The sequence below is a fragment of the Streptomyces prunicolor NBRC 13075 genome (genome assembly GCF_000367365.1).
In the GTDB taxonomy this organism is placed as follows: Bacteria; Actinomycetota; Actinomycetes; order Streptomycetales; family Streptomycetaceae; genus Streptomyces; species Streptomyces prunicolor.
On record NZ_BARF01000102.1, the window covers coordinates 49,070 to 64,842 of the forward strand.

At 70.6% G+C, this 15,773-nt stretch carries 11 protein-coding genes and 2 tRNA genes; 10 read left to right on the forward strand and 3 right to left on the reverse strand.

Features of this window, described 5'->3' with window-relative positions; all coding sequences use genetic code 11:
- Positions 1 to 13: 13 nt before the first annotated feature.
- A tRNA-Ala gene (locus SPR02S_RS43135) sits at positions 14 to 86 on the forward strand.
- A gap of 70 nt (positions 87 to 156) precedes the next feature.
- Here the strand turns inward: SPR02S_RS43135 and SPR02S_RS43140 are convergent.
- A complete protein-coding gene (locus tag SPR02S_RS43140; RefSeq protein ID WP_020684273.1) occupies positions 157 to 1,002 on the reverse strand; it encodes a helix-turn-helix transcriptional regulator in 846 nt (281 codons plus the stop codon).
- 208 nt (positions 1,003 to 1,210) lie between these two features.
- Here SPR02S_RS43140 and SPR02S_RS43145 point away from each other — a divergent pair, with 208 nt between their 5' ends.
- The 4 genes from SPR02S_RS43145 to SPR02S_RS43160 all read left to right on the forward strand — a co-directional run bounded on the left by SPR02S_RS43145 (position 1,211) and on the right by SPR02S_RS43160 (position 3,273).
- Complete coding sequence (locus SPR02S_RS43145) at positions 1,211 to 2,587, forward strand: MFS transporter (RefSeq protein ID WP_019063264.1); 1,377 nt, start codon at positions 1,211 to 1,213, stop codon at positions 2,585 to 2,587.
- Between the two features lie 69 nt (positions 2,588 to 2,656).
- Positions 2,657 to 2,830 carry a hypothetical protein gene (locus tag SPR02S_RS64175; RefSeq protein WP_019063265.1) on the forward strand — a complete coding sequence of 58 codons (174 nt, stop codon included), beginning with the start codon at positions 2,657 to 2,659 and terminating at the stop codon, positions 2,828 to 2,830.
- A 3-nt stretch (positions 2,831 to 2,833) separates the two neighbouring features.
- Positions 2,834 to 3,067 (forward strand): hypothetical protein, encoded by a 234-nt coding sequence (locus tag SPR02S_RS43155; protein WP_003976229.1) that lies wholly within the window; start codon positions 2,834 to 2,836, stop codon positions 3,065 to 3,067.
- A 133-nt stretch (positions 3,068 to 3,200) separates the two neighbouring features.
- Positions 3,201 to 3,273 (forward strand) — tRNA-Ala (locus SPR02S_RS43160).
- A 125-nt stretch (positions 3,274 to 3,398) separates the two neighbouring features.
- Here the strand turns inward: SPR02S_RS43160 and SPR02S_RS43165 are convergent.
- Positions 3,399 to 5,012 carry an NADH-quinone oxidoreductase subunit NuoF family protein gene (locus tag SPR02S_RS43165; RefSeq protein ID WP_019063266.1) on the reverse strand — a complete coding sequence of 538 codons (1,614 nt, stop codon included), beginning with the start codon at positions 5,010 to 5,012 and terminating at the stop codon, positions 3,399 to 3,401.
- Positions 5,009 to 6,331, reverse strand: a complete 1,323-nt coding sequence (locus tag SPR02S_RS43170; RefSeq protein ID WP_019063267.1) for a ferric reductase-like transmembrane domain-containing protein — start codon at positions 6,329 to 6,331, stop codon at positions 5,009 to 5,011. Before SPR02S_RS43170 ends, SPR02S_RS43165 begins: the two co-directional genes overlap by 4 nt.
- Before the next feature lie 444 nt (positions 6,332 to 6,775).
- On the opposite strand from SPR02S_RS43170, the gene leuS reads away from it, so the two are divergent.
- From leuS to SPR02S_RS43200, 5 genes are all read left to right on the forward strand, one after another.
- Positions 6,776 to 9,655, forward strand: coding sequence for a leucine--tRNA ligase (gene leuS / locus SPR02S_RS43175; RefSeq protein ID WP_019063268.1), 2,880 nt, complete (start codon positions 6,776 to 6,778; stop codon positions 9,653 to 9,655).
- 163 nt (positions 9,656 to 9,818) lie between these two features.
- Complete coding sequence (locus tag SPR02S_RS43180) at positions 9,819 to 10,550, forward strand: hypothetical protein (RefSeq protein ID WP_026151397.1); 732 nt, start codon at positions 9,819 to 9,821, stop codon at positions 10,548 to 10,550.
- A gap of 126 nt (positions 10,551 to 10,676) precedes the next feature.
- Positions 10,677 to 11,522 carry a DegV family protein gene (locus SPR02S_RS43185; RefSeq protein WP_019063270.1) on the forward strand — a complete coding sequence of 282 codons (846 nt, stop codon included), beginning with the start codon at positions 10,677 to 10,679 and terminating at the stop codon, positions 11,520 to 11,522.
- Between the two features lie 225 nt (positions 11,523 to 11,747).
- Positions 11,748 to 13,061 carry a ComEA family DNA-binding protein gene (locus tag SPR02S_RS64565; protein WP_106437131.1) on the forward strand — a complete coding sequence of 438 codons (1,314 nt, stop codon included), beginning with the start codon at positions 11,748 to 11,750 and terminating at the stop codon, positions 13,059 to 13,061.
- Positions 13,058 to 15,751, forward strand: a complete 2,694-nt coding sequence (locus tag SPR02S_RS43200) for a ComEC/Rec2 family competence protein (protein ID WP_245607716.1) — start codon at positions 13,058 to 13,060, stop codon at positions 15,749 to 15,751. Before SPR02S_RS64565 ends, SPR02S_RS43200 begins: the two co-directional genes overlap by 4 nt.
- Positions 15,752 to 15,773 lie beyond the last annotated feature (22 nt).

A 15,773-nucleotide genomic window follows, 5' to 3' on the forward strand; every position in this document is an offset into this window, starting at 1 on the left:
GGGAAGAACGCAAGGGGCTATAGCTCAGTTGGTAGAGCGCCTGCATGGCATGCAGGAGGTCAGGAGTTCAATTCTCCTTAGCTCCACAGATCGACACTCTTGAGTTGTCAAGGATCGAGAGTCGTCCACGATCGAATCGATGAAATCCCATCCCTTTCAGGGGTGGGATTTTTTCGTCGCTGTCAGCGCCTCCGCGCGGAGCCGAGTCTCCTCGTCGGCCGGGGTGTAGACCACGATCCGGCACTCCGGCATGCCGTTGACCGACAACGACACCGAGGTCATCCGCATCTCGCCCACCTCCTCGTGCCGGAACGTCTTCACCCGCCGCCCCGGCTCCGCCACGTCCCCGCTCTTCCACAGTCGCGCGAAGAGCGGACTCGACGCGGACAGCCCGCGTATGAACTCCTCCCAGACGGGCTCGCCGGTATGCACCCCGTAGGCCGAGCGCAACGTCGCCACCATCACCGGCAGCTCCCTCTCCCGGTACAGCAGCGGACACTCCTCCTCCGGCACCGTGAACAGCTTCCACAACACGTTCGGCATCGGGCCAGACGGCAGTGGCTCCGGCCAGAACACCGTCCGGTAGGGGGAGTTGGTGGCGAGGATGTCGTACCGCGAGTTGTAGACCACCGCCGGGCGTGGCTCCAGGGCGTCGAGGATGCCCTGGATCTCCGGCCCCACGGACCGCGCGATCACTTCCGGCGGATGCGCGTACGGCACCTCGGCCAGGTGATACAGATGCTCGCGCTCCGGCGCGTCGAGCCGGAGCGTGCGCGCCACGGCATCCAGGACCTGCGCCGACGCGTTGATCGGGCGCCCCTGTTCGAGCCACGTGTACCAGGTGACGCCCACTCCGGAGAGCTGCGCGACCTCCTCGCGGCGCAGCCCCGGCGTACGCCGTCGAAAGCCCGGCGGCATGCCGACGTCGTGCGGTGTCACCCGGGCGCGCCTGCTGCGCAGAAACGCGGCCAGCTCGGGCCGGCGGCGCTGTGTCGTCCCCATCCCCATCGTCACATCCCCCATGTTCGACGCCCGACCCGGTCCCTGCCAGGTGCTGCCAGTACCAGCATCAGCGGGCTCTCGGCACCCGTACCGGAGCGCCCTCACGCTCGACCGCATGACGACATCACCCCGGACGGAACCGGATTCCGCCCCCGCTCCAACTCCTGCCACCAGTAAAGACCCTGGCACTGACAATCGCCGTGGGCCGATGCTCGCCGTGCTGCTCGCGGCCCTGTTCATGGCGCTGCTCGACGTGTTCATCGTGAACGTCGCCGCCCCCACCATCGGCACCGAACTCCACGCGTCCGGCGCCGACTTGCAGCTCGTGATCGCCGGATACACCATCACGTACTCGGTGCTGCTGATCACCGGCGCCCGGCTCGGCGACCGGCTCGGTCACGCCCGGGTCCACCTCGCCGGGCTCGCCCTGTTCACCGCCGCCTCGCTCGCCTGCGGGCTGGCCCAGGGCTCGACCGAGCTGATCGTGTTCCGCCTGATCCAGGGCTCCGGCTCGGCGCTGATGATCCCCCAGGTGCTCAGCCTGATCCAGCGGCACTTCGTCGGCGAGGCCCGGATGCGGGCGCTCGGCGTCTACTCGGCGGTCATCGCCGTCGGCGCCGCGGCCGGACAGATCCTGGGCGGTGTCCTCGTCAGCGCTGACCTGTTCGGTACGAGCTGGCGGCCGGTGTTCCTCGTCAACGTGCCCGTGGGCGTCGTACTCCTGTTCCTCGGCAGGCGCGTGCTGCCGAGGGACGCCGGGGCGGAGCCGGAGCGCGCACGGGCCTTCGACGTGCCGGGTCTTGTGCTGCTCGCCTCGGCCGTCTCGCTGCTGACGGTGCCGCTGGTGCTGGGGCAGGAGGAGGGCTGGCCGCTGTGGTCGTGGCTGTCGCTGATCGCGTCGGCGGTGCTTTTCGCCGCGTTCTGCGTGTACGAGTCCCGGCTCGCCCGGCGCGGTGGAGCTCCGCTGATCGCACCGCGTGTGCTGCGTCACCCGGGCATGGGTCTCGCCGTCTTCCGGATCCTGGCAGTCATGGCCATCAACGCCGGTTTCCTGTTCGCGCTCACCCTGCACGTCCAGGGCGGCCTCGGCTTCAGCGCGCTGCGCGCCGGTCTCACCTTCGCGCCGACCGCGGTCGTTTTCGGGGCGGTCGGACTGACCTGGCGGAGGTGGCCGGCGGCCTGGCAGCGGGCGCTGACCCCGCTCGGCTTCGTGATCACGGTGCCGGCCGTCGTGGGAGTCGGCCTGGCGTTCGAAGGCGGCGACCGCGGCGGGGCCGTACTGTACGTGGCGTACGTCGGCGTGGGGGCCGGGCTCGCGCTCGCCTTCAGTCCGACGCTGACCCGGGCCCTGGCGACCGTGCGGCCCGAGGACGCGGCGGACGCCAGCGGGCTGCTGTCCACGGTCGCGCAGCTGGGTCAGCTGATCGGGGTCGCGGTTTTCGGCACACTGTTCTTGAACCGGCTTGAGTCACTTGGGGCCCCGGGGGCGTATACCTCTGCGAAGGCGCTTTTGGCGTGCGTGTTCGCGCTGGCGGGGACGGCCGCGGTGGGTGCCGTGTCCGGACTGGTACTGAGGCGTCGCTGACCGTATTGGTCCGGCCGTGGCAGAATCAAACGGCCGGAAGGGGGCGCGGCCCGACGGGAGGGAGTAGCGATGCCTGCGAGCATCATCGAGGAGGTCGACCACCTCTTCGATGCGGCGTTGATACGGGATACGATCACCCGCCTGAGCTGCCCTTCCTGCGGTTCCGCCCACGTGGCCCAAGTCCTTGGTGACAACGGCGGAGTTTCCTACGTGTGCACGGCCTGCGGCCACAGCTGGAGCTGATCGATGGGTGCACACAGGCGAAAGTGCGACTGGTGCGGCAGTGGGACGCCGATCGTCCGTGACATGGAACCGGTGAATCCCGACTACCAGTACTGGTGCGAGGAGTGCGCGCGGGCGCTGATCATAAAAGGCGATCCGATCGAGACGTACCGCGAGCTCGAGGGTGAGCCGATCTACGGTCGACTCCTGGAAGAGCACTGCACTTTGAAACGGTTCTATTCGTTCGTCACCGCTTGACCGAGGCCGGGACCCCGCGAGGAGGTCCCGGCGATCACGGTCACCGTCACGCCGACGGAAACGATTTGGTGGTGCACCGGGTCCACCGGTAATGTTGGCGTCGCCACCGGGGAGACCCGGTAGCACCCTGCGCGGGGCTATAGCTCAGTTGGTAGAGCGCCTGCATGGCATGCAGGAGGTCAGGAGTTCAATTCTCCTTAGCTCCACAGAAGTCGAAGGCGGGTCATCCGAGAGGATGACCCGCCTTCGGTGTGTTCAGGGGCAGTTGATGCCGTTCATGGAGCAGCGGGCCGCCCTCTTCTTAAGAAGGGGCGGCCCGCTGCTCGTGTGCTCAGCGGCCCAGAGCCCGTCGGCCGCGGCCCTGGGAGAGGACCGGCAGGTTGCGGGACGGGCCCTTGTCCCGCGCCGTCTCCTCCTCCAGGCGCAGGGCGAGCGCCGGGCAACGGCGCACCGCGCGGAGCGCCTTCGCCTCTGCGTACCGCGGCACCTGGGCCTGCGCGACGGTGGGGAAGCCGTCGGCGCCGAGTTCGAAGACCTCCGGGAGGATGTCCGCGCACAGACCGTGGCCCCGGCACAGTGTCCAGTCGACGTAGATCTTCTGACGGCTGGGACCGCTCTCCTCGGCCTCCGCGCCACTCGTGATGCCCGCAGGGAGCTGGCCGGCCTCGAAGAGCGGCAGAACGCCCTCCACGGGCCTTCCGCAGCCGTTTCCGAGGACGTGGGCGGCGAGGTCGTCCGTGAACGCCTTGATGGTCGACTCCAGGAACATCGCGGAGCCGTCCGGGTGGGAGCACGCGCCGCGTCGCTTCACGGCCTTGGCGACCTGCTTGAGCGCCTCCAGGGCGGCCGGGCCGCCGCCGTTGAGGATGTCCTCCATGCCGCGCGCGGCGGCGGGCAGACCGAGGTAGCAGGGACCGCACTGTCCCGCGCTCTCGTCGGCCAGCCACTGGGCCACGCGCAGTGACTCGCCCAGCGGGCAGGTCTCCTGGGTGATCGGCATGATGGCGCCCGCGCCGAGCGCACCGCCCACCGCGTCCAGGGAGTTGCGGGAGACGATCGCCTCGTTGACCGTCGCCGCGTCGATCCACTTGCCGTGGTAACCGCCCGTCAGCACACCCTGGGGGACCGGCGGGGCACCGGCCAACTGCAGGACGTAGCGCAGCGGTACACCTGTCGGGACCTCGATCACCATGGGGCGGGCGACCGCCCCGGAGACCGTGAGCATGACGGTGCCGGGCTCGTCGTAGAGGCCGGTGTTGCCGTAGCGCTCGGGGCCGATGCGGGCGGCGATGGCGAGTTGGGCGAAGGTCTCGGCGTTGGAGAGCAGGGTGGGGGCGCCGCCGACGCCGTTCTGGGAGGCGCTGACCTTGCGGCCGGGCGGGATCGCCGGGCCGCCGTCGATCGAGCGGATCAGCGACGCGGCGGCGCCGGTGACCATGCGGATCGGGTTGCGCTGGACGAACGCCTTCAGTGCCGAGCGGCGGGTGTTGCTCAGGCCGCGCTCGGAGAGCGCGGCCTCCATGGAGCGCTGCGTCGACTCACGGGTGACCCCCACCACGAGCGTGCGGGCACCCAGAGCTTCGGCGACCAGGAGGGCGCCGTCCAGGATGAGGTGCGGGGCACGGTTGATGAGCACCGTGTCCTTGCGGCAGGCCGGCTCGTCCTCGCTGCCGTTGACGACGACGACCGGTCGTACGCCGCGCTTGATCGCCGCCTCGGCGACCGACCGCAGCTTCTTGTGGAAGGGGAAGCCCGCGCCGCCGCGGCCCTTCAGGTTGATGGCCTCGGAGAGCTTCGCGAGCTGCTCCCCGCCCATCGGTTCGAGTGGCCCGTGCACCTTCAGGTGCATGGGCAGGTCGAGTCTCTCGACAAGGTCGAAGCCAGACGTGAGCTGCGGAAGGCCGACCACGCGGACTTCTGGGACGTCGGGCAGGGCCTCGTTCACCTATAGCCTCCGGAAGGCGTGTTCCAAGGTTCGCCCGAGCCGCCCTGCGCGTCGAAGTCGTACGAAGCGTTGGGCGTTTGATCAGTGGCGGGACCGCTGTTGTACGTGTCATTGGGGTTGTACGTACCGGAGGCACCGTTCGACTCACCGGTGTCGTACACGTATCCCTCGCCGTACCCGCCCGTGTTCGCGTTGTTGTTGTACGTCGGGATGTTGTTGTACCCGGTGTCCTGGAGCGGGTCGTACGCCGACGCGGGCGCCTCGCCGACCGGCGGGGGCGAGGGGACCGGCCAGCTGCCGGAGGTGCTGCCGCCGTTGTCCGCGCGGGGGGCCGCCTGCGTGTTCTGCATGTCCATCGGCATGTTCATGCGCGAGGTCTGGTCGGTGACGAACGGCATCTGACCGGTGGACGGGTCGGCGGTGCGGTAGGCGGCGGCGAAATCGTTCTTGGCCGCCTCCGGGGTCATCGACCTCGTCTCGTACATGGCGTTGGAGTCCACGCGCGGGATCGACCCGGTCTCGGTGAACGAGGGCTGCGCCGGCCGCCGGCTCTCGCGCTTCTCGAAGCCCGGCAGCGACGACTCGCCCACGCGACCGCGGCTCGCGTCGAGTTCGTCGAGACCCGGCCGCTCCTCGTTGCCCAGGAGCCTGGCGACCTTGTCGGCGAACTTGCGCTTGAACGGGCGGGGCGCCGAGCGCAGGGCCAGGGCGGCGGCGACCCCGACCAGGCACAGCTCGTACGAGATCATGAAGAACGGCTTCGCCGCGCGGCCCGCGAACAGGCCGTGGATCAGCGCCGCGCACCAGGCCGGGTAGGCCAGCATGTGCATCGCGCGCCAGCGGGCGGCGACCGGCGCGGGGGACGCGAACTGGTTGCGCAGGGCGCCGGTGATGCCCACGAAGATCATCAGCAGGCCGCCGAGGGAGCCGAGGCCGATCAGCCCGGCGCTGCCCTTCACACCGAGGCTGAACGGGATCAGCGCGGCGATCAGGACGGTGTGGTCGAGCGCCAGCTTGACCGTGATGTGGATCACGAGGAACGCGATCGAGCCGACGGCGGTCACCCGGTGGATGCCCTGCGCCACGATCCGCTGGCGGATGTTGAGGATGACCCGGTCCTGGGCGACGAGCCCCCAGATCACCGAGCAGGAGAGGGAGACGAGCGAGAGAACGCCCGCACCGAAGTTGAGGAAGTCCTGTACCTGGCTGCCTCCGGCCAGCACGAACACGGGTATGAAGATCAGGACGACGAGGCTCACCACGCCATAGGCCGAGCGGCCCGGCTTGGGGAGCGAACTGGTACTACGACGAGGGTTCATGGGGGCAACTCCGAGCAGTATCGGGAAAGCGGTCCCGCTGCCGAACTCTAAGTGGCTCCATACCGGTGGGTACGAGGTTTGAGTTATTGCGTTGTTATCAAACGACTATGCGCTTGCTGTCATGTCCTGTAGTGGGTGGTACGCGAAGGTAATCCTCGAACTGGGGTCGGTCCACGCCGCTGTGGACAGGGTGCCAAGGGTGATACGGAAGCGCGTCGCGTTGTGCTCAAGGGCTGCGGTACCCTCATGCCATGCGTGCTGTACGCCTTCTGCTTAGCGAGCCGCGCTGATCAGTCCCGACCACCGGCGAACGGTGAGGTCGGAATCGGCGCGGCGTCCCCTCCTGTGCGAGGGGATTTTTCATTTGCTGGATGTCACATGGTGGATGTCACAGCCTGAAAGTCGCAGCCGCCGGCAGAGACGATCGATGGAGCTTTGAGGATCATGAGCGAGACGAACCCCGCTGCCGCCGCCGAGGTGGTCGCCCCGCACCGCTACACGGCCGCCATGGCCGCGGACATCGAGGCACGCTGGCAGGACTTCTGGGAAGCCCAGGGCACCTACGAGGCGCCGAACCCGACCGGTGACCTGGCCGGCGACCCCGAACTGGCGGCCCGCCCCAAGAAGTTCATCATGGACATGTTCCCGTACCCCTCCGGTACGGGCCTGCACGTCGGCCACCCCCTGGGCTACATCGCCACCGATGTCTTCGCCCGGTACCAGCGGATGACCGGCCACAACGTGCTGCACACCCTGGGCTTCGACGCCTTCGGCCTGCCCGCCGAGCAGTACGCCGTGCAGACCGGCACGCACCCGCGCGTGTCCACCGAGGCCAACATCGCGAACATGACGTCCCAGCTGCGCGCGCTGGGCCTGGGCCACGACAAGCGCCGGTCGTTCGCCACGATCGACCCCGAGTACTACAAGTGGACCCAGTGGATCTTCGTCCAGATCTTCAACTCCTGGTACGACGACGAGGCCGACAGGGCCCGCCCGATCGCCGAGCTGATCGCCCAGTTCGAGACCGGTGAGCGAGCCGTACCGGGGCACACGCGCGCGTGGCCCGAGCTGAGCGCCACCGAACGTGCCGACGTCCTGGGCGAGTTCCGCCTGGCGTACGCCTCCGACGCGCCGGTCAACTGGTGCCCCGGCCTGGGCACCGTCCTGGCCAACGAGGAGGTCACCGCCGACGGCCGCTCCGAGCGCGGCAACTTCCCCGTCTTCAAGGCCAAGCTGCGCCAGTGGAACATGCGCATCACGGCCTACGCCGACCGGCTGCTGGGCGACCTGGACGGGCTGGACTGGCCCGAGGCCATCAAACTGCAGCAGCGCAACTGGATCGGCCGTTCCGAGGGTGCCCGCGTCGACTTCCCCGTGGACGGCGAGAACATCACCGTCTTCACCACCCGCCCCGACACCCTGTTCGGCGCGACCTACATGGTGCTGGCGCCCGAGCACCCGCTGGTCGACAAGTTCACGCCGGCCGCCTGGCCCGAGGGCACGCACGACGTGTGGACCGGGGGGCACGCCACCCCGGCGGAGGCCGTCGCCGCGTACCGCGCGCAGGCCGGCACCAAGTCCGACATCGAGCGGCAGGCCGAGGCCAAGGACAAGACCGGTGTCTTCACCGGCGTGTTCGCGACCAACCCGGTCAACGGCGAGCGGCTGCCCGTCTTCATCGCCGACTACGTACTGATGGGTTACGGCACCGGCGCGATCATGGCCGTCCCCTGCGGCGACCAGCGCGACTTCGACTTCGCGCGCGCCTTCGAGCTGCCGATCCACTGCATCGTCGAGCCCACCGACGGCCGCGGCACCGACACGTCGACATGGGAGAACGCCTTCGGGTCGTACGACGCGAAGATCATCAACTCCTCGAACGGCGACATCTCCCTGGACGGCCTGCCCGTCGCCGAGGCCAAGGCCCGCATCACGGAGTGGCTGGCCCGCAAGGGCATCGGCGAGGGCACCGTCAACTTCCGCCTGCGCGACTGGCTGTTCAGCCGCCAGCGCTACTGGGGCGAGCCCTTCCCGATCGTCTACGACGAGGACGGCATCGCGCACTCGCTGCCCGAGTCGATGCTGCCCCTGGAGCTGCCGGAGGTCGAGGACTACTCGCCGCGCACCTTCGACCCGGACGACGCGAACACGTCCCCGGAGACGCCCCTGTCCCGCAACGAGGACTGGGTCGCCGTCACCCTGGACCTGGGCGACGGCCGCGGCCCCCAGAAGTACCGCCGCGAGACCAACACCATGCCGAACTGGGCGGGTTCCTGCTGGTACGAACTGCGCTACCTGGACCCGCACAACGACCAGAAGCTGGTCGACCCGGCCATCGAGCAGTACTGGATGGGCCCCCGCGCGGGCATGCCGCACGGCGGCGTCGACCTGTACGTCGGCGGCGCCGAACACGCCGTACTGCACCTGCTGTACGCGCGCTTCTGGTCCAAGGTGCTGTTCGACCTGGGGCACATCTCGTCCCCGGAGCCGTTCCACAAGCTGTTCAACCAGGGCATGATCCAGGCCTACGTCTACCAGGACAGCCGCGGCTTCCCGGTGCCGGCCGCCGAGGTGGAGGAGCGCGACGGCGCCTACTACTACCAGGGCGAGAAGGTCTCCCGGCTGCTGGGCAAGATGGGCAAGTCCCTGAAGAACGCGGTCACTCCGGACGAGATCTGCGACGAGTACGGTGCCGACACCCTGCGCCTGTACGAGATGGCCATGGGCCCGCTGGACGTGTCCAGGCCGTGGGACACGCGCGCGGTGGTGGGCCAGTACCGGCTGCTGCAGCGGCTGTGGCGCAACGTCGTCGACGAGACGACCGGCGAGGTCACGGTCGTCGACACCGAGCCCGGCGAGGACACCCTGCGTGCCCTGCACAAGGCGATCGACGGGGTGCGCCAGGACCTGGAGGGCCTGCGGTTCAACACGGCGATCGCCAAGGTCACCGAGCTGAACAACTACCTGACCAAGGCGGGCGGCGCCGTGCCGCGCCCGGTCGCCGAGTCGCTGGTGCTGCTGATCGCGCCGCTGGCTCCGCACATCGCCGAGGAGCTGTGGCGCAAGCTGGGCCGCACCGACACGGTCGTCCACCAGGACTTCCCGGTCGCCGACCCGGCGTACGTCGTGGACGAGAGCGTGACCTGCGTCGTGCAGATCAAGGGCAAGGTCAAGGCCCGCCTGGAGGTCCCGCCGACGATCTCCGACGCCGAGCTGGAGAAGGTCGCGCTGGCCGACGAGAAGGTCGTCGCCGCGCTGGAGGGCGCGGGCATCCGCAAGGTCATCGTGCGGGCGCCGAAGCTGGTGAACATCGTTCCGGCGTAGTCGGTAGTTGTTGTCGGCACGGTCTTTTGACGCGCCGGGGCGAGTGTCTCGGGGTAGTCCCCTACGGGCAGGTCCAGGGTTCCTGTGGAACTCCGGACCTGCCCGTTGCGTTTACCGTTGAAGAGCGGCGCGGCGTGTGCCGCCCGGAGCCGGTGGAGGAGCGTTGGAAGCCGTGATCGCAGTCTTCGCCCTTCTCTTCCTGCTGTTCGTGGTCGTAGGCGGCTATGCGGCGGTCAAGGCGATCGGTGCGGCCAAGCGCGGTGTGGACCGCACGGTCGCGCAGGCCCGGCGCTCGGTCGAGGACCACACCCTGCGCGCCAAGTCCTTCGCCCAGCCCGGCCCGCAGGGACAGGTGGCCCAACTCCGGCTCGCGCTGCGCACATCGATGCGTGCGACCCAGGACGCGCTGCACGCGGGCGTGACCGAGGACGAGTCGCTCAAGGAGTCCCTGGGCCTCTTCGAGCGGCTCAGCGCGCACGGCCGTGAACTCGACGGCGAGCTGCGGCGCCTGGAGTCCGAGCCGGACCGCGGGACGCTCGCCGAGCGGCTGCCCGCCCTGCGCGAGCGCACCGAGCGCATCACGAAGTCGGCGGACTCGCTGCGCTGGGCGGCCCGCGACCGCGCCGGCCGCTTCGCGGAGGACGACCTGGACACGCTGAGCGCCCAGATAGACATGGAGGCCGGTGCCCTGCGGCACTGGACGAAGGCCGAGCACACGACACCTCCGTGGCCCGAGGCCCCGCCCGCCGATGCCACGACGGGCCGGCAGACCTGGCCGGAACCCCCGCGTTCCCGTCCCGCCGCCGAGGAACCGGCCCCGTCCGCCATCACCCCGCCGGGACGGCGCCCCTCCTACCCCTGGCAGAAGAAACCCCGTCCGGAGAGCACGACTTGATCGGACGGCACGGTGTGAGGGCGCGGCACGGTGTGAACGTGCGGCATGGTGTGATCCCGCCGGTTCCGGCCCAGGTGAAAGGGGTCGGGCTGCCGCCCGGCCGCTACGGCAGGTAACCTCCAGCTCATGTCCCGCCATGTCGCGATCGTCACCGATTCAACGGCCTACCTGCCGCCGCTGACGATGGAGCGCCACGGCATCACAGCGGTGCCATTGACCGTAGTGCTCGGCGACCGGGCGCTCGAAGAGGGCACCGAGATCTCCACCCGCTCCCTGGCCCAGGCCCTGCAGAAGCGACGCCCCGTCACCACCTCGCGCCCCAGCCCCCAACTCTTCGCGGAGACCTACCGCAAGGTCGCCGAGTCCGGCGCCACCGGCATTGTCTCCCTCCACCTCTCCGCCGAACTCTCGGGCACCTACGACGCGGCGGTCGTCGCCGCGCGTGAGGCACCGGTGCCGGTGCGGGTCGTGGACACCGGGATGGTCGCGATGGCGCTCGGCTTCTGCGCCCTCGCCGCGGCCGAGACGGCGGAGGCCGGTGGCACGGTGGACGAGGCGGTCACGGCCGCGGAGAAACGGGCGGCCGGCACCTCCGCCTACTTCTACGTCGACACCCTCGACTATCTGCGCCGGGGCGGCCGAATCGGCGCGGCGCAGGCCCTGTTGGGCTCCGCGCTCGCTGTGAAACCGCTGCTCCAGCTGGAGGGCGGGCGCATCGAACTCCTGGAGAAGGTACGGACGGCGTCGAAGGCGATCGCCCGCCTTGAGGAGCTCGCGGCGAACCGGGCGGGGAGCGCACAGGTCGACATCGCCGTCCACCATCTCTCGGCGCCTGAGCGGGCGTCGGCGCTCGCGGATCGGTTGCGGGCGCGGGTGCCGGGGCTGGCCGATCTGCATGTGAGCGAGGTCGGGGCGGTGATCGGGGCGCATACCGGGCCTGGGTTGTTGGGGGCTGTGGTTTCGCCTCGGTGACGGGTTTGCCGGGGCGGTGCTGTGAGGGGCGGCGCTCTTGGGGGAGGCGTCGGGCGTTCGCGGGCCGGTGCTTGAAGGGTGCCTGAGCGGTGCCTGAGCGGTGTCTGAGCGGCGTTTTGGGCGGGCGACGCCCGTGTGGGTGACGGAGTTATCCACAACTGGGCGGTTGTCCCCGGGAATTGACCAAGATCATCGCGACGTCGCGGAATGTCCGATCCTCGGCGCATGGCACTTCGATCACGTTCACACACAGCGACTGCGACCAGCGGCCCGGGCCGCACCCCGTCCTCCGACGGCCGAACTCGGCATCGCCGCACGCCTGCACGGGGGCGGGCACATCGCCAGGCTTCGGCGGAGGAACTTCGGCGACGGGCGGAACTGCTCTTTGGCGAACGGGGTGAACGTGCCGTTGCGCAGGGGGAGTTCGGGAATGGGCCGCCTGGTGAAGTCGTAGAGGCTCTTGTTCCGTCCGTGCGCGAGGCGAGGGGGCGGGCTGCTCCGGCTGTGGTTACGGCGGCGGGGCTTCGTTTTCCCGCGCCTGTTGATGCTGGGCCTTGGGCTGTTCGGGAGCCGGAGCCGGAGCCGGAGTCTGGGTCTGGGCTTGGGCCTGGGTTGGGGGCGGGGCAGCGAGGGGTTCGGGTGGGGGTGCCGGTGGGTGTTGCCCTGGAGGCTGATGACTTCTCGTATGCCGGAGGGGGCGGAGCGGGTGGCGATGGTGGGGATTTCAGTGGCACCGGAGAAGTAGGCCTCGGGCGGGATCGTGCGGCCGGGGCTTGGCGGGAGCGGGTCGGGGCGGCTCTGCGGGAGCGGATGCCGGTGTGGGTGCAGACGCGGTGCGGGCTGGAGCGGCGGAACGTGGTAGCGCTCGGTGTCCTGCTCGTCGTGGCCGCGGTCTTCGCCGTGCAGCACTTCTGGGTGGGCCGGACCCAGCCTGTGCGTGCCCCGGAGGTGGTGGGGGCGGCGGCTCCCTATGGAGATGCGGATAGGGGCGGCGGTGGGGGCGGAGCTGCGGGGAAAGGGGCCGAGCCGCGTGCCTCGTCGGTCGGAGCGCGAGGTGCTTCGGGTGCGGCCGCCGGTACCGAGATCGTCGTGGACGTCAGCGGCAAGGTCCGGGAGCCCGGGGTTCATCGGCTTCCGGCCGGTTCGCGGGTGACCGATGCGTTGCGGGCGGCGGGTGGGGTGCGTCCGGGCACGAACACCGACGGGCTCAATCGGGCCCGGTTCCTCGTGGACGGGGAGCAGATCGTCGTCGGCGGTCCGGCCCCCGCGGCGGCGCCTGGCGCGGGCGGTGCGAACGGCACGGGGATCGCGGGCTCGGCGGGCTCCGCCGCGGGAGCGGCTCCGACGGCTCCGGTGTCCCTCAACACGGCCACCGCGGATCAGCTCAACACCCTGCCCGGTGTGGGTCCGGTGCTGGCCCAGCACATCATCGACTACCGCACCCAGCACGGCGGTTTCCGCTCGGTGGACGAGCTGCGCCAGGTCAACGGCATCGGCGACCGCCGCTTCGCCGATCTGCGGGACCTGGTGCAGCCATGACCACGGGATCCGATGCGGCCACGCCCTCCGCCCACGTCGATCCGCCCGAGCCCGCGCCCCCTCGTCACACGGCACAGGACGACGCCCCTTCGCCGGCCCGCCGAACCGTGCACGCCGACTCCGGGAGCCGGCGGGGTGCCGCACATCCCCAGCAGGAAGGACCGACGGACCTACGACTCGTACCGCCCGCGCTCGCGGCCTGGGCGACGGCGGCACTGGCGCTGGACGCGTCGCCGGGCTGGGTCACAGGAGTCGCCGTCGCCTCGCTGACCGGGGCGCTCGTGCTGCTGCTGGTGACGCGGCGGCGGGACGGCACGGCCGGCGGTCGTACTCCTTCTTGGCGGGACGCTCACCCGGACCTCTCACCAGAGGGAATGCACCCTGCACCCTCATGGCGGCAGGCCGCATGGCCCCGTGTCTCGATCGCCGCCCTGCTCCTCGCCATCGCCGCGGCCGCTGCCTCCGCCGGGTTGCACGGGGCGGATCTGCGGCGCGGGCCGGTGCCCGAACTGGCACGGGAGTACGCGACCGTGACCACGGAGGTGGAGGTCGGTTCCGATCCACGGTTGACCCGGCCCCGGATCAGCGGGGATCACGCGGCTCCGGTCTCCGTGCTGATCGAGGCCGAGGTGCGGCGGGTCGAGGAGATGGACGGGACGGTCGTGGAGACGCGGGCACCGGTGTTGTTGATCGTCGACCCGGGCTCGTCCGCCAAGGGAGGGCGCGCGACGGGGGGTTCTGGTGGCGGGCCGGAGCATTCACCCTGGCTCGGGCTGCTTCCCTCCACGCGGGTGAAGGTGACCGCGCGGTTGGCGCCCTCGCTGACGAGCGGGGACCGGGTCGCGGCCGTGCTGCGGGTACGGAACCAGCCGGTGCCGGAGGTGGTGGAGGGGCCGTCCGGAGCACAGCGGTTCGCGGGGCGGTTGCGGGCCGGGCTGCGTGAGGCCACCGACGGGTTGCCGGGCGACGCGCGGGCGTTGCTGCCGGGGCTGGTCGTCGGGGACACCGCGCGGATCACACCCGAGTTGGACGAGGCATTCAAAGAGACGGACCTCGCGCACACCCTCGCCGTCTCCGGAAGCAACCTCACCATCCTGCTCGCCCTCCTCATCGGCCCACCCGGTCTCGCCCAGCACATCGAACGCCGGGGTCTGGCACCGCGTCTGGGCATCTCCCTCCGGGCGACCGCACTGCTCGGCGGGGGGCTCACGCTCGGGTTCGTCGTCGTGTGCCGGCCCGACCCGAGCGTGCTGCGGGCCGCGGCCTGCGGCGCCGTCGCGCTGCTCGCCCTGGCGACCGGGCGCCGCAGATCACTGATCCCGGCCCTGGCGACGGCCGTACTGCTACTGGTGCTCTACGACCCCTGGCTGGCCCGCAGTTACGGCTTCCTGCTCTCCGTGCTGGCCACCGGTGCCCTGCTCACGCTCGCGCCGCGCTGGAGCGAAACGCTGCGTCGGCACCGGGTTCCGCCGCGGCTGGCCGAGGCGCTGGCCGCCGCAGCTGCCGCGCAGGCGTTGTGCGCGCCGGTCGTGGCCGTGCTGTCGGCGCGGGTGAGCCTGGTGGCGGTGCCGTGCAACCTGCTCGCGGAGATCGCCGTCGCACCGGCCACGGTGCTGGGCTTCGCCGCGCTGGCGACGGCGCCGGTGGCGATGCCGGTGGCCAAGGTCCTTGCCTGGGGCGCGAGTTGGCCCACCGGGTGGATCGCGGACGTTGCCCGGACCGGCGCGGCGCTGCCCGGTGGGGGAGTGGACTGGCCGGGCAGCTGGACCGGGGCGCTGCTGCTCGCGCTCGCTGTCGCGGTGCTCGTGCTGGTCGGGCGGAGGCTGCTGAAGTACCCCTGGTTGTGCGGTGTCTGCGGGTTGTTGCTGCTGTTGATCGTGGTGGCGCCGGCGCCGCTCACCCGGGTGATCACGGGGTGGCCGCCGCCGGGTTGGCGGTTCGCGATGTGTGATGTCGGGCAGGGCGACGCGACGGTGCTCGCGGCGGGCAAGGGCACCGGCGTGGTCGTGGACGCCGGGCCCGATCCGAAACTGGTCGACCAGTGTCTGCGCACACTCGGCATCACCAGGATTCCGCTCGTCGTCCTGACCCACTTCCACGCCGACCATGTGGCGGGACTGCCCGGGGTGCTGCGGGGCCGCGCGGTGGGCGCCATCGAGACGACGTCCTTCGAAGAGCCCGCGGACCAGGCCGAGTTCGTACGGAGGGCGGCGGCGGAACAGCACATCCCGGTCACCCGGGCCGTGGCCGGTGAACAGCGCAGCACCGGTCCGCTCTCCTGGCAGGTGCTGTGGCCCCCACCGCGCCCGGCGCCGGACCCGGACGGGCCGAACGATGCCAGCGTCGCCCTGCTGGTACGGACGGCCGGGCTACGACTGCTGCTGCTCGGGGACCTCGAACCCCCGGCCCAGCAGGAGCTGTTGAGGTCACCGGCGGCCGCGCTGCTGGGAGGCGTGGACGTACTCAAAGTCGCCCATCATGGCTCGGCCTACCAGGACCCGGACCTGATGCGCAGGGTGGCTCCGCGGCTGGCGCTGATCTCCTGCGGTGAACACAACGTCTATGGGCACCCCGCCCCCAGCACGGTCGCGGCGCTGCGGGCCATGGGCGCGGTGGTCCTGCGGACGGACGTGGACGGGGCGTTGGCGGTCGAAGGCGCGGGGGACGGGCTCCGGGTGACACGGGACTGAGGGCGGGGCGGGGCGGAGCGGG

Bases quoted from the DNA above. Each gene is read 5' to 3' on its own strand.
- SPR02S_RS43140 (WP_020684273.1), bottom strand. From the start codon at position 1,002: ATGGGGACGACACAGCGCCGCCGGCCCGAGCTGGCCGCGTTTCTGCGC.
- SPR02S_RS43145 (WP_019063264.1), top strand. From the start codon at position 1,211: ATGCTCGCCGTGCTGCTCGCGGCCCTGTTCATGGCGCTGCTCGACGTG.
- SPR02S_RS64175 (WP_019063265.1), top strand. From the start codon at position 2,657: ATGCCTGCGAGCATCATCGAGGAGGTCGACCACCTCTTCGATGCGGCG.
- SPR02S_RS43155 (WP_003976229.1), top strand. From the start codon at position 2,834: ATGGGTGCACACAGGCGAAAGTGCGACTGGTGCGGCAGTGGGACGCCG.
- SPR02S_RS43170 (WP_019063267.1), bottom strand. From the start codon at position 6,331: ATGAACCCTCGTCGTAGTACCAGTTCGCTCCCCAAGCCGGGCCGCTCG.
- leuS (WP_019063268.1), top strand. From the start codon at position 6,776: ATGAGCGAGACGAACCCCGCTGCCGCCGCCGAGGTGGTCGCCCCGCAC.
- SPR02S_RS43185 (WP_019063270.1), top strand. From the start codon at position 10,677: ATGTCCCGCCATGTCGCGATCGTCACCGATTCAACGGCCTACCTGCCG.
- SPR02S_RS64565 (WP_106437131.1), top strand. From the start codon at position 11,748: ATGGCACTTCGATCACGTTCACACACAGCGACTGCGACCAGCGGCCCG.
- SPR02S_RS43200 (WP_245607716.1), top strand. From the start codon at position 13,058: ATGACCACGGGATCCGATGCGGCCACGCCCTCCGCCCACGTCGATCCG.